The 17,724-nt window shown below is 68.8% G+C and carries 13 protein-coding genes; 6 read left to right on the top strand and 7 right to left on the bottom strand.

Annotated elements, in window-relative coordinates; translation table 11 throughout:
* Positions 1–714 precede the first annotated feature (714 nt).
* Both MFF21_RS11880 and MFF21_RS11885 read left to right on the top strand, forming a co-directional pair.
* On the top strand, positions 715–2,454 hold the full coding sequence (locus tag MFF21_RS11880; protein ID WP_505744243.1) for an ATP-dependent nuclease: 1,740 nt from the start codon (positions 715–717) through the stop codon (positions 2,452–2,454).
* Positions 2,441–4,261, top strand: coding sequence for an ATP-dependent helicase (locus tag MFF21_RS11885; protein WP_238311377.1), 1,821 nt, complete (start codon positions 2,441–2,443; stop codon positions 4,259–4,261). The genes MFF21_RS11880 and MFF21_RS11885 overlap by 14 nt, the downstream gene beginning before the upstream one ends.
* 75 nt (positions 4,262–4,336) lie before the next feature.
* On the opposite strand, the gene MFF21_RS11890 is transcribed toward MFF21_RS11885, so the two are convergent.
* From MFF21_RS11890 to MFF21_RS11905, 4 genes are all read right to left on the bottom strand, one after another.
* Complete coding sequence (locus MFF21_RS11890) at positions 4,337–5,476, bottom strand: tyrosine-type recombinase/integrase (protein ID WP_238311378.1); 1,140 nt, start codon at positions 5,474–5,476, stop codon at positions 4,337–4,339.
* Between the two features lies 1 nt (position 5,477).
* On the bottom strand, positions 5,478–5,888 hold the full coding sequence (locus MFF21_RS11895; RefSeq protein ID WP_238311379.1) for a helix-turn-helix domain-containing protein: 411 nt from the start codon (positions 5,886–5,888) through the stop codon (positions 5,478–5,480).
* Positions 5,889–6,487: 599 nt separating this feature from the next.
* Positions 6,488–6,748 carry a hypothetical protein gene (locus tag MFF21_RS11900; RefSeq protein WP_238311380.1) on the bottom strand — a complete coding sequence of 87 codons (261 nt, stop codon included), beginning with the start codon at positions 6,746–6,748 and terminating at the stop codon, positions 6,488–6,490.
* Positions 6,735–8,762 (bottom strand): AAA family ATPase, encoded by a 2,028-nt coding sequence (locus tag MFF21_RS11905; protein ID WP_238311381.1) that lies wholly within the window; start codon positions 8,760–8,762, stop codon positions 6,735–6,737. Before MFF21_RS11905 ends, MFF21_RS11900 begins: the two co-directional genes overlap by 14 nt.
* A 680-nt stretch (positions 8,763–9,442) precedes the next feature.
* Here MFF21_RS11905 and MFF21_RS11910 point away from each other — a divergent pair.
* From MFF21_RS11910 to MFF21_RS11920, 3 genes are read left to right on the top strand one after another with little or no spacing between them, the layout of a single operon-like run.
* Positions 9,443–10,075, top strand: a complete 633-nt coding sequence (locus MFF21_RS11910) for a hypothetical protein (RefSeq protein ID WP_238311382.1) — start codon at positions 9,443–9,445, stop codon at positions 10,073–10,075.
* A complete protein-coding gene (locus tag MFF21_RS11915; protein ID WP_238311383.1) occupies positions 10,072–12,027 on the top strand; it encodes a hypothetical protein in 1,956 nt (651 codons plus the stop codon). Before MFF21_RS11910 ends, MFF21_RS11915 begins: the two co-directional genes overlap by 4 nt.
* A gap of 26 nt (positions 12,028–12,053) precedes the next feature.
* Positions 12,054–14,255 (top strand): hypothetical protein, encoded by a 2,202-nt coding sequence (locus tag MFF21_RS11920; RefSeq protein WP_238311384.1) that lies wholly within the window; start codon positions 12,054–12,056, stop codon positions 14,253–14,255.
* Here MFF21_RS11920 and MFF21_RS11925 read toward each other — a convergent pair.
* From MFF21_RS11925 to MFF21_RS11935, 3 genes are all read right to left on the bottom strand, one after another.
* Positions 14,151–15,320 carry a phospholipase D-like domain-containing protein gene (locus MFF21_RS11925; protein ID WP_238311385.1) on the bottom strand — a complete coding sequence of 390 codons (1,170 nt, stop codon included), beginning with the start codon at positions 15,318–15,320 and terminating at the stop codon, positions 14,151–14,153. The two genes, MFF21_RS11920 and MFF21_RS11925, sit on opposite strands and share 105 nt — an antisense overlap.
* Before the next feature lie 101 nt (positions 15,321–15,421).
* Positions 15,422–16,228, bottom strand: a complete 807-nt coding sequence (locus MFF21_RS11930; RefSeq protein ID WP_238311386.1) for a metallophosphoesterase — start codon at positions 16,226–16,228, stop codon at positions 15,422–15,424.
* A complete protein-coding gene (locus MFF21_RS11935) occupies positions 16,228–16,776 on the bottom strand; it encodes a metallophosphoesterase (protein WP_238311387.1) in 549 nt (182 codons plus the stop codon). The genes MFF21_RS11930 and MFF21_RS11935 overlap by 1 nt, the downstream gene beginning before the upstream one ends.
* Positions 16,777–17,036: 260 nt before the next feature.
* Between MFF21_RS11935 and MFF21_RS11940 the strand changes: the two genes are divergently transcribed.
* Positions 17,037–17,699 (top strand): DNA-binding protein, encoded by a 663-nt coding sequence (locus tag MFF21_RS11940; protein ID WP_238311388.1) that lies wholly within the window; start codon positions 17,037–17,039, stop codon positions 17,697–17,699.
* The last annotated feature ends 25 nt before the right edge of the window (positions 17,700–17,724 follow it).

Here is a 17,724-nt window from a genome sequence, read left to right on the forward strand (position 1 = left end):
ACAGGCACAGAACACGTGCTCACCTCGTCCCGAATGAGATCGAGCGTGGCTTGGGGCCGTCCCGGCGCGGCCTTGCGAGAATTTTGAGATTTTGGGTTCCGAAACCCGCATTTCGGCGCTGTTTCAGCGCCGGTGGAGATTCGGCGGCAGACCAACGATCAGCGATCGGACATCCGATTTAAGCGAAGCAGATCAGTAACTTATCTGCCATCCGAAACTGCCTTCCGTGGGCATCGAAATAGTGCCCAGATGGCAATCAATGTTCCATCCCTAAACAATGGGCTCTAATGGCTTCAGTGCCTTAGCCGGATTTTTGAGGGAAACCTTGCGAGACGGTCCCTCGCATGCCTGGCCCTCGGGCCGGCGAACGGGAAACGACTACCGTCAACGTCCTTTATAGGCGATCCGAAGCCTGTTGTCATTCTTGCCGGAGGCAATCGGTTCGAGCAACGACCCAACCGCCGGGAGATCGCGGCCGGCATTCCCACCCGGCGTGTTGCCGGCCGGGTACGCGGCCACGCCGACCGCGGTGATACCCCTTCGCCAAGTCGAGCAGCCCGCGACGGTTCAAACACGTCCCACGCCTTGCCGAGGGCATGGCGGGGCTCGGGCGCCAGGGTCGGGAAGGGTTCTCAGGTGCTAATCTCGAAAATCAGAATCCGGAATTTCGCGAACTTCGCCGACTTCGAGATCGAGACCGGCCAGAACGTCGTGGTGGTCGGGGAGAACAAGGTCGGGAAGAGCAACCTGCTCTTCGCGCTGCAGCTGATCCTGGATCCGGGCCTGTCAGAGCGCGACCGCCGGCTCGGCCTAGAGCACTTCTGGGACGGGCTCGGGGACCACAAACTCGGCGCGACCATCGAGATCTCCGTCGAGTTCACCGACTTCGATGCCGACACGCGCCTCATGGCGCACCTCGCCGATTGCCTGGTCGATCCCGGGCCGCCCATGGTCGCGCGTCTCACCTACCTCTTCCAGCCGAAGGCCTCGGTGGGAGGAACGCCGGCGAGCCTCGCCGACTACGAGTACGTCGTGTTCGGGGGAGACGATCCGGATAACGCCGTCGGACCCGGCCTGCGCCGCATGTTGCCGCTGGACCTACTTCCGGCCTTGCGGGATGCCGAGAAGGATCTCGCCAACTGGCGCAGGTCGCCGTTGAGACCCCTAATCGAGAACCTCGCCGGCACGCTGGCCGAGGCCGACCGCGAGGCGATCCAGGCCGCGGTCGACGATGCCCAGCGGGCGCTGTCGGGACGTCCTGAGGTCGGCGGCGTGGCCCAAACCATCAGCGACCGCCTGGCAGGCATGGTGGGGCCCGCGCACGCCACGTCGGTCGCCCTTGGGCTGGCGCCGACGCGACTGGACGCGCTGCTGCGCGCCCTGCGCCTGCTCATCGACCAGGGCGCGCGCGGCGTCGCGGACGCGAGCCTGGGAACCGCCAACCTCGTCTTCCTCGCCCTCAAGAGCCTGGAGCTCGACCGGCTGATCGAGGAGGACGAGCGCGACTTCACCTTCCTGGCGGTCGAGGAGCCCGAGGCGCACCTGCACCCGCATGTGCAGCGGCTGGTCTACCGGCACTTCCTCGATGCCGCCGAGACCGCCGCCAAGGCCGGTGGCGGCGAGCCGGGCCCCAAGGATGTCCCTTCGACCGGTCGTCTTGTCACGATCCTGACGACCCACTCACCGCATATCGCGAGCATCGCCCCCCTGAGGTCGATCGTGCTGCTGCGCCGGCAGGCGGACGGCGGGACGCGCGGCGTGTCGACGGCCAAGATCGCGCTGGCCCCCGAGGAGGTGGACGATCTCCAGCGCTACATCGACGTCACGCGCGGCGAGCTGTTCTTTGCCCGCGGCGTGATCCTCGTCGAGGGCGACGCCGAACGGTTCCTGATCCCGGCCTTCGCCGAGGCGCTCGGCATCCGTCTCGACGAACTCGGGATCTCGGTCTGCTCGGTCAGCGGCACCAACTTCGCACCATACGTGAAGCTGCTGGGACAGGCCGGATTGAAGATCCCGTACGTCGTGCTGACCGACCGCGACGTGCTCAGCGACGGACGGGTGCTGGGGCAGGGTCGCGTGATCAGGCTTCTCAAGATCCTGCGACCGGGCTTCGATCCCGCCGGCATGGGCGACGCCGACCTGTTCCTGGAGGGGGAGCGGGAAGGCATCTACGTCAACGCCAACACCCTGGAACCAGAGCTGTTCGCAACGCCGATGCGCCACGAGATGGTCAGCGTGATCAAGGCGGAGCTGCCCGTCATCCCGGCCACGCTGGCGAAGCTCGACGCCTGGGAGGCCGATCCGTCAAAGCTGGAGGTCGGACCGCTCATCGCGTTAATCGAGCGCGTCGGCAAAGGACGCTTCGCGCAGCGGATCGCCCCCGCCGTCGACGCCGACCGGTGCCCCGCCTACATTCGCGCCGCCCTGGAGCGTATCCGCGATGCGATCGCGTAGCACGAGCGCGGCCTACCTCCGGCACGTGGGGGACCTCGCCGGAAACCCGGGACAGCAGGCGGCCTACGATTCCGAAGGCCACTGCGTGGTCCTCGCCGGACCGGGCTCCGGCAAGACGAAGACGCTCGTCCTGAAGCTGGCGCGCATGCTCGCCGAGGACGTGCGCGCGCCGCAGGGCGTCGCCTGCATCACCTACAGCACGGAATGCGCCCGCGAGCTCAAGCGCCGCCTTGAGCGGCTCGGTCTCAGGGAAGCGCCGAACCTCTTTGTCGGGACGGTGCACGGGTTCTGCCTGCGCCACGTCCTGATGCCCTACGGCCGCCTCGCCGGCCTCGACCTTCCGCATCCCCTGGTCCTCGCCACGACGGGTCAGGTCAAGGACACCTTCAGGCGCGTGGCCGAGGCGCTCTTCGGCATCGGCCAGCCCTACAAGCTGGATGAGATGGGCAAGTACCGTCGTGTTCACCTTGACCGGGACGCCCCGGGGTGGAGCGCCGATCCCGACCTCGCCCGTCTATGCGAAGGGTACGAGGCCGCGCTGCGCCGGCAGGGCCTGATCGACTACGACGACATGGTCGTTTGCGCTAACCGCCTGATCGGCGCGCATGATTGGGTCCTGCCGGCGATCGCCGCCCGATGGCCGATCCTCGCCGTCGACGAGTACCAGGATCTCGGACTAGCCTTGCATCGCATCGTGATGCGGCTCGCCTTCGAGGGAGGGGTCCGGCTGTTCGCCGTGGGCGACGCGGACCAGGCGGTCTACGGCTTCACCGGGACGGACGGCGGCCTGTTCCATCACTTGGCGGAGCGCCACGATGTCGAGACGGTTCGCCTGGAACTCAACTACCGGTCCGGCGGCCGCATCATCGAGGCCTCGGAATATGCGCTCGGCGAGGTGCGTGGCTACCGACCGCATGACACGGAGCGGCTCGCGACGGTGCGGTTCGTCGAGCGCCCTGGCGGCCTTGAGGATCAGGCCGCCCACATCGTCGAGACGCTGATCCCGGAGGCGCTGGCGGCGAAGCCGGGCCGCGTTCCCGGCGACATCGCGATCCTGTATCGCGCGGCCACGGTCGGAGACGTGTTCGCGGACGCGCTCGCGGCGGCCGGCATGGACTTCGTCCGGATCGACACCGCGGCTCCCTACAAGAAGGTCGAGCTGACGAGCTGGGTCGAGGATTGCGCGGCCTGGTGCTCGGGCGGTTGGCGGAAAGCCCGGCCTCAACTGGGCGGCCTGCTGTCCCGCTGGATCGGCTTTCGCGCCGGACGCGCGAGCGAGCAGGAAGCGAACCGGACCAGGCGCGCGGTCACGGCCTTCCTGATGGCGCATCGCCGGGATGACGGTCCCGCCGCCCCGTTCATCGCGGCGATCCGTCAATCCCTGCTGGACCCGCTGGGACTGGCGGAGCCGAGCCTGGCGGACCAGATCGAGCAGGTCCAGCGGATGAGCGTGGCCGTCGCGCCCGGCGGCAAGCTCGAAGGACTGGATCTCGTCAGCCTCGGCGGACGGGACGGTTCGCCCTCGCACGTGAACTTGCTGACGCTGCACTCCTCGAAAGGCTGCGAGTACGACGTGGTCATCATGGTCGGGATGGATCAGGGCATGATGCCCTGGGCGAAGGAGAAGGAGGCCGAACTCAAGGAAAGCCGCCGTCTCTTCTACGTCGGGCTCACGAGGGCTCGCGATGCCGTCCATCTCCTTTATTCCGGATGGTTTCGAGACCGTTATGGTCCGAGGTCGCTCGGCCGATCCACTTTCGTCAAGGAGTTGGAGGACCGTCTCGTGGCAGCCGAACAGGCTCGATAGAGGCAGGCCTACGGGCCTGGCGGCAAAAGGGCCGCCCCATAGGACGGCCCTTCTCGCAGGCATCAGAAGCAAGCCCTAGGCGGCCAGCTTTTCATCGACCTCCTCGACCCCCGGGGCCATGCTGGCCTGGGCCTTGGCGACCAGGTCCCCGTGTGCCGCCTCCGCCGCCTTCATGGCGATCGAGACGTCATCGGGCAGGATGTGGACGTAGTGCTTCATGGTGATCACCACGGTGGCGTGGCCGAGGAACTTGGACACGGCCGCGATATTCCCGGTGGCCCGGTACATCCGCGCCCCGGCCGACCGCCGCAGATCGTGGATCACGAGGTCCGCGATCCCGGCCCGCTCGGCCGCCGTCTTGAACGCCCCGTAGAAGCCGCTCGACGTGATCGGCTTCACCACGACCCCCTTCTTCGTCCTCTGCCGATAGGTGAAGACGAAGTCGGTCGGATTGTCGATGTTGGCCCGGATGATCCTGTCGATCGCCGGGGTGATCGGGAGCTCCAGAAGCTTCTTTTCCCCCTTGGCCTTCACCCACACCCTGATGCGTCCCTCCTCCAGAAACACCTCGCTCTTCCTGAGCAGCGCGCTCTCGCGCCGGAGGCCGGACCGGAGGATGAACTCCACCAGGCCCCGGTAGTCCCCGCACTCCGGCAGGAGCATGAGTTCCTCCCGGATCGACAGCTCCCGGGTCCGGGCGTAGGGCTCCCCAAAATACATCGAGATCTTCGGCATGTCCGGAAGCGGGATCTTCCAGACGTCGATGGCCCAGTTCCGGAGCGCGGAGAGGGGGCGGAGCACGCTCTGGGTAATCGTGCCCGCCCTGACCGGCCCGTACTTGGGATCGTCCCACCGGCACATCCGCCTCCGCTTCTCGACGACGGCGGCGATGGTGCCGGCATTGATCTCGCTCAGCTTGGTGTCGGGCCCGATCTGCTCGACGAGCCAGTCCAGGTCCCGGTCGCGATACGGGACGCGACCGTTCTGCTGGGCCTTCTCCTTCGTGAGGCGGTCGACCGCATCCAGCATGGTCATGTCGCGACCGCGCAGGGCGCCGTGCATGTCGACCTTTCTCTTCTCGGCGGCCTTCCAGCGCCTCTCGAAGGCGAGCGCGTCCCGCTCGTTCGTCAGCTTGGTCGGCCCGCTGAACCGCTGCCCCTTCACCACGAAGGAGCAGTAGTAGAAGGAGGAGTCCTTCGGCTTCCAGACGGTCATGTCAGCAGCCCCCCTTGCGCGCGAGGCGGGCGGCGCGGCGCTCCGCGTAGCCCGGGTTCGGCCCCGTGGTCGGCACCGCCCGCGTGACCGTCTTCAGCCGGGCGAACGCCGCGGCCGTGACCGCCGCCGTCTTCCGGCGGCGCACGAACCCTTCGAGGTCCCCCTCCAGGACGCGGAGGTCCCGGCGCTCGTCGCCCCGGCCGACGTTGACGGCCACGAGGCTGCCGTCGTCGACATGGGCCTGCACCTGGCGCAGGGAGATGCCGAACATCTCGGCGACCTCCTTCAGGTCGTAGACCTTGCCGAACCTCAGCTCGATCTCGGCCTCGTAGCCCAGGGCCTTCCGGCCGCCTTCGGCCATGACGTCTTGCTCGCGCGCCGTCTCCGGCGCGTCGTCCATGATTTCGTACATCGTGATGTCCTTGCCTGAACCCCGTCACGGGGCTTGTTTCGCCTCGGCCTCGGACGGGATGCCCGATCGCCGCTTGGCCGCCCCGCACGCGTCGCTTCGCCGTGGCGCGCGGGGTGGCCTTGTCGTAGGGGTTGTCCCCAGGGCGACGGCCGTCACGTGGAAACCCGGATTGACCCGGATTCCGCGTTGGCCTAGCCTGTGCACGTCCTTCGATTGTTTCGCTGGATCATCCGGGTCGGCGGTCGCTTCGCAACCGTGCGCCTGCCCGTCAGCCGCTCGCGGCCGAAAGACCCTGTCGGGTGATGACCGACGGGGTTTTTTCTTGCGCGCCTGCCGGCCGCGTCCTGGTTCGATCACTTCCTCATCGCGCCTCCTTTTGACCTGGCCGCGTCCCCGATGTCTCGGTGCGGCCCACCCTTGCTAGCTGACACGGCTTGCCACGTGGAGTTATTTTCATCCCCGAGGTCTCGGGTTCTATTTGAGTAGATTCAGATTTTAGTTCAGCGTGTTGGGTAATAGGGGTTCTTCCTGGGGCGATCCATGCCCTGCTGTTCTCGAAAATATCCACATCTTCGAACCCTCGTGATCGCCAGGATCGCTCAGGCATCGCGGTCCTCCGGCCAGGGTTCGGGATCCCGTCGATCCGCGTAGGACGTGACGCGAATGGACGACCGAGGCAGCGCCTGCCGATCCGCGAGGATCCGGGCCCGGTGCTCGGCCTCGCGGTGGGCCGCGACGCCGAGCGTCTGGAGGACGTCGCGCAGCGTCCGGTCGAGCGCCGTCTCGCCCAGCTCCAGCCGCATGATCGACAGACGGCGAAAGACCTCGCCGACGCGGGCATCGGTGTCATCGCGCATCATGGCCTCCCCGGATGGCGGGCAGGCCCCGCCGCTGATGGATCTGGATGAGCCGGGAGACCTCCTCCCCCGACAGGACACGCTGCTCCACGAGCCGGTCGGCGACGGCCTCGATGAGGGTCCGGTGTTCCCGCACGAAGGCCTGCGCCTTCGCGTAGAGCCGCTGCAGGTCCTGCTCCACGGTGCGGCGGAATGCCGCATCTTCCCGCAGGGCGCGGGCGATCTCCTCGGTGCTGCCGCCGCGATGGATCAGGGTTTCGCCCAGTCCTTGGGCGCCGTGCAGCACCGCCACCTGCGCGGTTGCGCGTGAGAGGTCGGACCCGTGCGGGCCGCCCGCCCCCGAGTTCGGTACGCCGCCGAGGGCATCCATCGCCCGGCCCGCGAGCGCCACGATCGTGAGCGCCTCCGATTGCGCCCGCGTCAGGATCGTCCGAGGGTGGAGGGCCGCCCGGGTCCTGCCGGCGCTGTCCCGCCCCATGGCGATCGTCACCGAGCGGACCTCACCGGCACCGAGGACCTGAACGGCGACCGCGTGCGCCGCCTCATGGCATGCGCAGACGCGGACCTCCTCCGGCGTTCGGTCGTCCGGCGGAGCGATCTCAAGGACGAGGTCCGGCAGGATCATCCGCCGCCCCTCCGCCCTGGCCCGGGAGCGCGCTCCCTTCACCCAGGCCGCCACGTCCGCGCCGGTCGCACCGGCCGCGAGATGCGCGACCCCGGTGAGGTCATGCTCCGCGAGGTCCGGCCCGAGCTTCTCGCGGAAGATGCCGACGAGCTCCGCGGCGGTGGGCCGCTCGATCCGGACGACGGGATGCAGTCGGCCTGGCCGGATCAGGGCCGGGTCGAGGGCACCGAGGTGGTTCGTCGCGCCGATGACGATGAGCTTGGACGCGTACGGAGAGGAATTCGTCTCAAGTGCGGTTAGCATATATTCGATGATGGGGGGCCAAAAATCTCTAGCTCTATTGTCCAGAGTGACTCTACTTGGGATGGACTCGGTCTCGTCGATGAACAGGATGGCCGGTCCCTTCGCGAATGCGCGCTGGAAACTTTGCTCGGCTGCGCGAAGGGCCCCGCCGAGATACCCGTCGCTGCCCTGGAACCAGCCGGCGACAGAGGTCGTGACCAGGGGCAGGCGCGCCGCCTTGGCGATCGCCCGCACGAGCGTGGTCTTGCCCAGGCCGGGTTCCGAATGGAGCATCAGCGCCCTGGGCACGTCCTCCCACTTGAGGGTATTCTGCCTCCATGCGTCGACGGCCCGGACGAGGGCCTGGGCGTGGGCCATCGCCTCTCCGAAGCCGTGAAGCTGCTCCAGGGCCGGGACGTCGGTGCCGAGCGCGTCCGTGCGGTCGAGCGCCGCTTCGGCGGCCCGGATTCGGGCGACGACGGCGCGCGGGGTGCTGCCGACCCTGATGCAGCTCGCCAGCGTGTCGAAATCGAGCGCGCCGGCGAGGCCCGGAGGCAGGCGCCGGGGCCGCTTGCCCGTGGCCTCCCGGATGGCTGCGGCCAGGACCCGGTTCGAGGGCGGTCCCAGCCTCACGTAGAGATCGGCCGCGGCGACGAGCGTCGCCGGAAGGTAACGCGTCGGCGCCTGGCTTACCCCTGCGACGCGCGCGCCCTCGCTCAGGAGCCTTCCGACCCGGTCGTTACCCTCTGTCGTCTTGTCTTGGCTCTTCGAAGCGCCGGTTCTGGTCCAGATAAAGGCCCATTCGGATAGCTCGCGAAGTGCCGCCTCAATGTGCGTAGCCCAATCTGGGCTGGGCACCTCGACGACGAGCGCGAAGCCGCCGCCCTCGCGCAGGCGGCGGAGGCCGGCCGCGCCGAGCGCCTCGGCGAGCGCCGCCCGCGGGAGCGTATGGCGGGCGGGGCGCAGGCCGCCGATGCATGCCGCCAGGAGGCTGTCGTCCGTCGCGGCGTAGGTCTGCCCGTCGAGGGGATCCAGGGGATCGAGGGGATCGATGTCGGGTGGCGGCCGGCGTCGGCCGACGAGGCGCTGCTTGGGGGTGTCCGTGGTCATGGCTGCCTCCATGCGCGAGGCAGCCGGCCGCAAGCGCGGGCGGTCAGGCCTCGGAGGGGATCGGGTCGATGCGATGAGAGCGGCGCCGGACGGCTATGCCGACGGGGGCCGGGGGCGGGCAGGAACGCCGGCGTATCGCCCGTTTAGGGGTGCGCTGGTGCATCGGGAGGCCTCTGGGGCTGGGGACCGCCCGAGCGTCAGCTACGAGGGCGGTGTAGGAACTCCGGCAGGTGGCGGGAGCGCTGAGAGCGCCGTCGAGGCGCAGGGAAACGGATACAGAACCCGTGGAATTCCCGTCAACCGCCGCGCAACACCGGGCCGCGGAAATTTCCCTGGGCGGTGGAAAGCGGGGACCACGGCGATACGGTTAATCGGGAGGTAACCATTGGCGTGGCGCGCCCTCCGGCTTTCCGGAAAGCACGTATCGCCGCCCGTCACCCGCCCCCGCCTCCTGTCCGGAACCTGCGCCGAATTCGCATACGACCGATTCGGCGCCAGCCTGCCCCGCGACCTGCATCCTCGCCTTCCTGAGGCTGCCTCGCTCGGTGCCTGGCTTGGCCGATGGAGGAAGCCGCCACATTTCGCGGCAAACGCGGACTGCGTCCGGTCGCCCCGGTGGCGCGTACTGCAGGCGCAATCTAAGCTTTAGAAAAGGCGAAGGGCGGGCCAGCAGCGGATCCATGGCGAAGGCGGATTACCATCGGAACGCGCTGCGCATCCTGTTCATCCTGACACGAGGCAGCCGGCCGGTCCCCGATGCCGGGGTGGAGGGGTTCGACCGCGTGTTCACCGGCGAGAGCCGGGTCCATGCCCTCGACTTCTGGATGCGCTACCCGGACTACCTCGCCGACGAGCTCCTGACCCTGTTCGAGGCGACGGGCGATCCGTCCTACCTCGACGAGGCACGTCGGATCTTCGACCAGGAAGAGCCGGACCTGCGCCGGGTGCCGATGCTGCGGTTCTACTTCGGCGCCTACGAGCCCCTGGACACGGTGCTGGGTATCCTCAAGTCGCGGGGTCTGGTCCTGCCGCGCTCGCGCGTCACCGCCATGGGCCGCAAGGGCCACGAGTTTCTCGTCTCGCCGAGAGCGGTGGAGTTGCTGGACCGCATGGTTGCCGAGTTGCCTCCTCTCGGCTGGTACGAGGACCGCGTCGCGCTGGTCCTGAAGGTCGCGGGAAGCCGGGGCGGCTTCACGCTCAAGACCCGCCAGCATGAGCGGCGGGAGTACCATGACACGAAGGTCGACGATCTCATCCCGACCACCGCCGGACGGGTCCGCCGTCGTCTCGAAACGATCCTGGAGAAGGCATGATGTCGGGTGACGGCGCGCAGGACGGCCCGGACGCCTTGCTGGCCGCCATCGCGGGGAAATGCGGCCGCTCCGTCGAGGACACGCGCTCGGTGCTGACGCGCCACGGGGTGGGCATCACGCGAAGCCTCGCCGTTCCCAAGCGTCTTTGCCTGCGCTCGCTTCGGTTCTCCGGGGAGAAGAAGGGAGGGAAGGCCGCGGGCACGATCGCGTTCAACTGGCCCGAGATCGGCCCCGGGATCTGGGGCATCACCAGCGGACGCAACCTTCGCGGCAAGTCCACGGTGCTCGGGATCATCCGCTGGTGCCTGACCGGCAAGCGGAGCGGGATCCCGGCCGAGATGGCCGAGTGGTTCGCGGCGGTGCGCCTGACCTTCACGCTCGACAACGAACTGTACGAGGTCGAGATCGCGGACGCCGTCGCGGTGAGGGGCACCCTGTGGCGAGGCGTCGACGATGCCCGCCGGGCCCAGGCGACCTTCGGTTCCGAGGACGGCTTCAAGGCCGCGATGTCGGACCTGTTCATGATGCAGCTGGGGCTCTCGCCGCTCGTCACGCACACGGTCCGGCCGACCGGCGAGAGCCTGGACCAGCCCCACGACTGGGCGTTCTTCGCCGGGGCGATGTCGATCGATCCCAATCCGGAATATCTCTTCGGCACCGTCGCGATGTCGGCCCTGCCGACGCGGATGATGCAGATGTTCCTGGGTATCCCCTGGACGAGCACGAATGCCGACCTCGTCGCCGCCAAGGGGCGGCTCCGGAACCAGGCGACGCAGAACCGCGCCTTCGCCAAGGGCGTCGCGGAGCGACGCAAGGACCGGATCGAGGCCTTGGGGAAAGCCGTTGCGGCTGCCGAGGCGGAGCTTCGTACGCTTCACACGCCGGCCGCGGACAGGGCGGCGCTTGCCGTCGCCAACCAGGCGTATGCCGAGCTTGAGGCGCGCCGTCGGGCGGCGGAGGCGAAGCTCGCCGCGGTTGAGGCCGATGTCGCAGCGGCCTCCGAGGCGGCGGCGCACGCGGGGCGGCTCCTGCAAGACTTCACCGACGACCGCGCCGCCGGCATGGTGTTCCGTGCCCTCGAACCGGTGTGCTGCCCGCGCTGCGACGAGGTGTTCGCCGAGGATCGGCGCGCGGCCACGCGGGACGAGCAAACCTGCGTGGTGTGCCGCACCGTGGAGGCGCCGGAGCAGGATCCGTCCGAGGCCGAGGAGAGGTTGCGGGCCGCTGCCGATCTTGCCGCGGGCGAACTGTCCTACCAGCGTACGCTGCTGCGGTTGGCGAGGGAGGCGTTGGGGAGCGCCGAGACGGCGAGCAAGGACGCCGAGAAGGTTTGCGCCGGGATCGAGGCTCGGCTTGCCGCGCCCTCGCGGCGAACCGAGCTGGAAGCGGAGCTCATCGGGAACAAGGCGCGCTTGGAGGAGCTGGACGCGGAGGGCGAGGTCTCGTCCGGGCAGGACGACGACGGCTCGGTCATCGAGGCCGCGCTGGCCGTCGTCGAGGACGCCTTCAAGCCTCTTCAGGAGAGCGTGCTGAAGGAGGTCTCCGGCCTGATCCTCGAATACGCCGTGCTGTTCGGCGTCGAGAACCTGGAGGAGACGAAGCTGTCCGGGAACACCACCCTTCGGCTCGTCAAGGCCGGGGTGCGTACGTCCTTCGGGAGCCAGACGGCCGGCGAGAGGGCGCGATTGAAGATTGCGGCCACGCTTGCGATCATCACCGTGGCGGAGCGTCGTGGGGTCGGGCGCCATCCCGGCCTCCTGCTGATCGACTCCCCCGGGGCGAACGAGATGGTGGCTCAGGACTACGACAAGCTGGTCGCCGGCCTCGCTGGCCTCCCGGCGGAGTTCCGGCACCTCCAGGTGTTCGTCGCCGCGGTCGAGAGCCCGACCATCCGGGAGCACATCCCGGAGAGGCATCGGAAGCGCGCGGTCGGCGACGATTATCTCTGGTAGCGGCCATGCATGCCCTGGAACGAGGCATGGCCGACCTCCTCTCGGCCGGCCGTCGACCGCGGCTCGCCGATTTCGGGGGCCTGGACGGGGTCGTCGCCGAGGCCGCGACGCTGTCCGGGTCGCCCTTCGCTCCCGACTTCCTTGCCGTCGTGCTCGATGGCGCCGACCGCGAGGATGCCGCGGCCTGGACGTTCGTGTCCGCCCTGGCGGCCCGCCCGCGCGACGACCTGGCCCTGAACGGCATGGTCGACGCGATCGCGGAGCGTGCCCCGCTAGCGGACGACGCGGAGCGCACCTGCTTCGCGTCGTGGCTCGACATCGCCCGCGACCGCGAGCGCCCGGCGAGCCTTCGGACGGCCGCCCTGCGCGGCGCGCTCCTGATGAAGGGGACGGATCCCCGCAGGGGGGCGAGGCTGGCCGGCGAGATCGCGGCGATCGAGCCGGATGACGAGGCCTCGTACATCGCCCACGCGGCGCGGATCGGCGGCCTGTTGCATGCCGAGGCCCCCAGTCCCGGCGTGACCGCCTTCCTCGAAGACGCGGCGAGGGTGGACGGCGCCGCGGACGAGGCCTCGTTCGAGCTCGGCATGATCGAGGTGCGGGAGATCTTCGCGGCCGCCGACCCGGGATCGGCGAGGGAGCGGATCCGGGCCGCCCGCGTCCGGTTCGAGCGTGCGATCTCCGAGAGGGGAGCCCGATCCGACGCCCACGTGCTCTCGCTGTCGCTCGGCCTCCTCGCCGACTTCGAGGAAGGGCATCCCGCCGGCCTGAGGGAGCGCCTGCGCGAGGTCGAGCGGGAGGCGTTCGCCCATGCGGAGTACGCAGCCTACGAAGACGGCTTCCTGTCGGGAGCCCGGAAGACGGCGGTCGCAGCCTGGGCCTCCCTGGCGCTTCGTCTCGGGGCACTCACGGAGAGCCTGGAGGAGCCCTCCTGGAACGAGGCTCGTAGGGTCATCGAAGAGGAGCTTCTGGCGGTCTACTCGGCGAGCCGCTCCATCTTCAGGATGGGCGCGGACGGAGGCCTCGAATGGCTGGTCAGGCCCCGGATCGAACGCTTCGTCCGCACCACGGCAGGGCAACTCCACCATCTCCGGCGATGGCTTGCCGTTGCCGGCGAAGCCCGGCTCGGCGACGAGGCACGGAGGTTGATCGCACGGATCGACGAGGCCCTGACGGGGGTCCCGGCGCCGGACCCTCATGACGCGGCAGCCGCGAGCCCCTCGGTTGCCGCTTTCCTGGAGGGCGCGCGGATACCGCACGAGGTCAGCAGGCGCATCGCCGCGCAGTTCGTGAGCGACACGAACAGCGTCGAGCTGAACGAGATGTCCCCGAAGATCGAGGAGGCCCTCGCCCGGACGGAGTTCACCTTCGCGCAGATACCGGATTACGCGGAAGACCGACGGGTCCAGTGCATCCTGAGGGCAGTCATCTGGCAGACCTTCCTGTTCCTGGAGAGCCGGCTCGATGCCACCGTCGGGCAGGATCCGACGGTGGAGTACCTGTTCGCCATTCCGGGGCGGGACGATCCGGCCGAGAAGGACCTGCAACAGGATTACCTGCGACACCTGCAGACGAGGAAGCTGGGGTCGCTCGACGAGGTCAGGGGCGTGGGCGGCGGCCGATCCGACGTCTGGCACAGCCTGCAGGGCGTCCGCTTCATCACGGAGGTCAAGAAGGAGACCGAGGACGCGTCGTTCGAGGCCCTGCAAGCGGCTTACGGCGACCAGGCGAGCATGTACGGGACGACGAACGTTCCGATCGCCATCCTCCTGGTCCTGGACCTAACGACGCGGGAGGGACGCGCGGATCACCTGTCAAAGCTCTACCGACCGGTCACGGGCGATTTCTTTGGCGACGACACGCAACGGGGCTTGTTGATCATCCGTGTCCCGGCCCGTCGTATCGCCCCGAGCGCCCGAACCGTTGCGGCCAAGCGAGCGAACCCCGTGCGGCGAACGGCGTCGAAGAAGAGGGGCCTCCGTCCCCGTCGTCCAAGGAAGGCCGGCTCGCCGTCAAGAGCGATGCAGCGGCAAGGGGAGGCAACCGGGGATCCGAAGCCGTCAGGGAGCCGGCGCAACCCCTCTCGGCCGGATGGTCCTGGCCTTGGGCCCGTGTCCCACCCCTTAGGCGGAGAGGCGCGGCCCCCGACGCTGACCGCTGGCCCACGTGCCGTCTTGTCGACGCTCGATGAGCGCAAAATACGGACAGCGCGTCTCTGCCTCAGGTAGCTTGACGTTCAAACGGTCGAGGTACTTCGCCTGAAAAGAGGCCATGGAGCGCGCCCGGAAGCTCATGTTTTCAAGGGACGGCCCCGTAACGAGGTTCGCCGACCCCGAGAACACCTCGCATCCCGCCTCCGAGAGCCCGGCATAGACCTTAGCGTGGAAGCCCTGCTTGCGGATGTTGGCGCCGATGAGCTGGTTCCCGAGGCCGTATCTTGAGAGCTCGGCCTGATCGAGGCCTTCCACCTCCGCCAGCACCTTCCTGTAGTCGTTGAACGAGGCCCCTCGCGTCACGAACACCGATTTCCCCGGATCCAGGATCGAGAGGATCGCCTCCCAGGCATCCAGTTTCTGGGCCGGTTTGAGGTGCTGGTGCCCGACGAAAGGGACGGTCACGAGGATGCGGTCCATGGTGAGGTGCCACCGGATCGCGAGCTTGTGCAGGATGTCCAGCGCCTCCTTCTTCGTGAACAGCCCGTCGACGGTCTCGGGCAGGTCGGAGCCCGTGACGTCGGCGAGGAGGAACTCCTCGACGGGCTGGGGTTGTCCGTTCCAGGCGAACTTTGCGTAGAAGGTCGCTCGATGACCGTTGCCGCAGGAGCATGGGACGCCGACGTGGGCGACGACATGCTCGTACGGCGGCACCCGACCGGCTAGGCCATAGTTGATCGCGGCGCCGTAGGCGGACTGGATGCCGCCAGCTTCCGCTAACAGGGCCGCCTTGGCGGGTTGTTCAAGGTTCTGACCAGTGGCCGCGCAGACGTAGACCGGCACGGCATCGTAATCGAAGCAGTGACGGATTTCGTTCAACTTCAGATTATGCTGAATGATATCGGTGGCTAGGGCTGCCCTGTCACCCTCGTATCGACCGTCATGCCGCCCCGCGATGAAGTACCCTGCTCCTGATTCTCTCGGGTTGATCACCGGTATCACGAAGCGCTTCGAGCATGAGTGGCAGTCGAGTTCCCACCAACCCTCGTCATTCTCCGCGGTGAACCTCACCTCCGTGTAAGGGTGCGGGTGCCCGCAGTGCCGACACCTCGCGACCTTTTCGCGGCTGCTGTGGATCATGTCGCGATCTTCGTCCGATGCCGAGAATCTGAAACATTCCAAACCTCACGGTGTCGGCGGGTTCGGGCGTTCGAAACGAGGTGGCCGTCGAAGCGGGCGATTCAAGGGGTGAGCACCTTGGCAGGATCGAAGCCGGTGGCCTCGTCGGCGTGGCCGCGCGGGTTGCAGACGATGCGGGTTCGGCCGGCGCGGTAGTCGGCGGCCGTGTGGACGTGGCCGTGGACCCAGAGGTCGGGGCAGCGGGCGTGGATGAGGTCGCGCAGGTCGGAGGCGTCGCACCAGCGCAGGTGGCCGTGCGGGTCGGGAAGACTACCGGGGTGCGGCGCGTGATGGGTGACGACCACGGTCGGGCCGTCGTGCGGGGTGGCCAGGGTGGCGTCGAGGAAGGCGCGGGTGCGTCGGTGCAGCGCGAGGATGTCCTCCGGCTCGATGCGGTCGCGCGAGCGCGCCCCCGTGCGGATGCGGCGGTAGTCGATCATGCCCTCGCGTCCTTGTGCGGAGCGCATGCCTTGCGTCAGGCTGGTCGAGCCGAGGCGAAAATCGGTCCAGAGTGTGCCGCCGGCGAAGCGGGTGCCGCCGATCGTGACCGCGTCGTCCGTCAGGAGGTGGATGCCGTGGCGGGCGGCGAGCTCGCGGCCGCGGGCCGTCTGATCGGCGAGGGTGTAGCGCTCCTCGCCCCGGTCCCACCAGAAGTCGTGGTTGCCCGGCACATAGACGACGGGCACGCCCGGCAGGCGCTCGCCCAGCCAGCCGAGGGCCTCGGTGAGCGGCATGTGCACGTCGCCCGCGACGACCGCCACGTCGAAGCCGCCCGGCGGCGCGTGCGCGGCCGGGTCCCAGGCGTTCTCGGGCCAGTCCTGGTGCAGGTCGCTGAAGACCCAGAGCCGGCGGGCGGGCGATGCGGTCATCACGCGCCTCCTTCGCGGGCGGCGTTCTTGGCGAGGCGGACGCGGATCTCGGCGAGGGTGACCGGTCGGAAATCGAAGCAGTCCACCCCGACGTCCGTGCTCGTCGCGGTGCCCGGCAGGCTGCCGTGCGAGTGGCCGTAGAGGTGCAGGTCGCCGCGGTGCTGGCCGGGCCAGACGCGGTGGGCGTAGTGGCTGCACCAGATGCCCTGCACGGTGCCGTCGGGTAGCGGGACGAGCACGCGGGCGACGTCGACGACCCCGTCCCAGGGCAGGCGCGACCCGATCTTGTCGTGGTTGCCTCGGACGAGGAACCGCCGGCGGCCGTTGAGGCGGGCGAAGATCTCCCGGGCCCTGGGCTCGGGGCAGCGGTAGCAGAAGTCGCCGAGATGCCAGACCGTGTCCTCGCGGCCGACGGCGGCGTTCCAGTTCGCGATGAGGGCCTCGTCGTGCTCCTCGATCGTGGCGAAGGGGCGGTTCAGGCCGAGGCGCAGGCCCAGCACGGCCTGGTGGGCCCAGTGCGTGTCGGCGACGAAGTGGGTCTTGGGCATGGGAGCCTCCGGGTTGGGAGGCTCGCGGTCTCGCGGTCGAGCGCTCCGGGTATCAGCGGGGTCGGGGCGGACACGCGCGTTTCATCGGAGGACCTTCTCGAAGGGGTGGGCTCGCGTCGGGAGCGGTCGCACGGGGATCCGCGCGCGACTCGGACGGGAGCAGGTAGCGGTAGCGCTACCGTCTGACCGCTACCGTGAAAGATGGGTTTCCTTAACCGTGCCCGGGCGAGGGTGTCGGCCTTATCCCCAGGAAGTGCCGGATGCCGACGCGGGAGCAGGTCGATTGGGCGGCCAGGAAGGTGCTGGCGGCAGGCGGACGGGTGTCGCTGCGGACGGTGATCGCCGCGCTGAAGGCGGGTCCGGCGCGCGGGGGCTCGTTCCGTGACGTGGGGCCGCTTCTCAGGGACTGGAAGGCGGAGCAGGCCTATAGGCCACGCCTGGTGCCGGCGGGGCTGCCGGAGCGCCTGCAGGGGGTCCTGGGCAAAGCGGCGGCCGAGATGTGGGCGGCCGCGCAGGCGGAGGCGGCCGAGGCCTTGCTGGTCGAGCGAGGGAACCTGGAGGCGCGGGCCCGGGCCGGCGACGATCTCCTGGAGGAAGCCCTGGGGCGGCTCGACATGGCGGACGCGGAGGCGGCCCGCTTGCGCGAGCGCGTCCAGCGGCTGGAGAACCGGCTGGAGCGGGTTCGCTCCGAGGAATTCTGGGACAGGGTGATGCAGGAGGTCTGGGAAATCCTGCCGGCCCAGGGGGCGATGACGCCGGAGGAGATCCTGCCGCGGATCAAGCGGCGGACGCTGCGGGGGGCCGCCCTGAACCAGGAGCCCCTGACGCCGGCGACGCTGCGCAAGAAGATGGAGGTGCGGGTGAACTTCGGCCACTACTTCGAGCCGGGGGAAAGGGACGGTTACACCCGCAAGGCCGGCTGAGCGCGCAGCCACGACGCAAGGCGTT

This window comes from Methylobacterium organophilum (assembly GCF_022179465.1).
GTDB lineage: Bacteria > Pseudomonadota > Alphaproteobacteria > Rhizobiales > Beijerinckiaceae > Methylobacterium > Methylobacterium organophilum.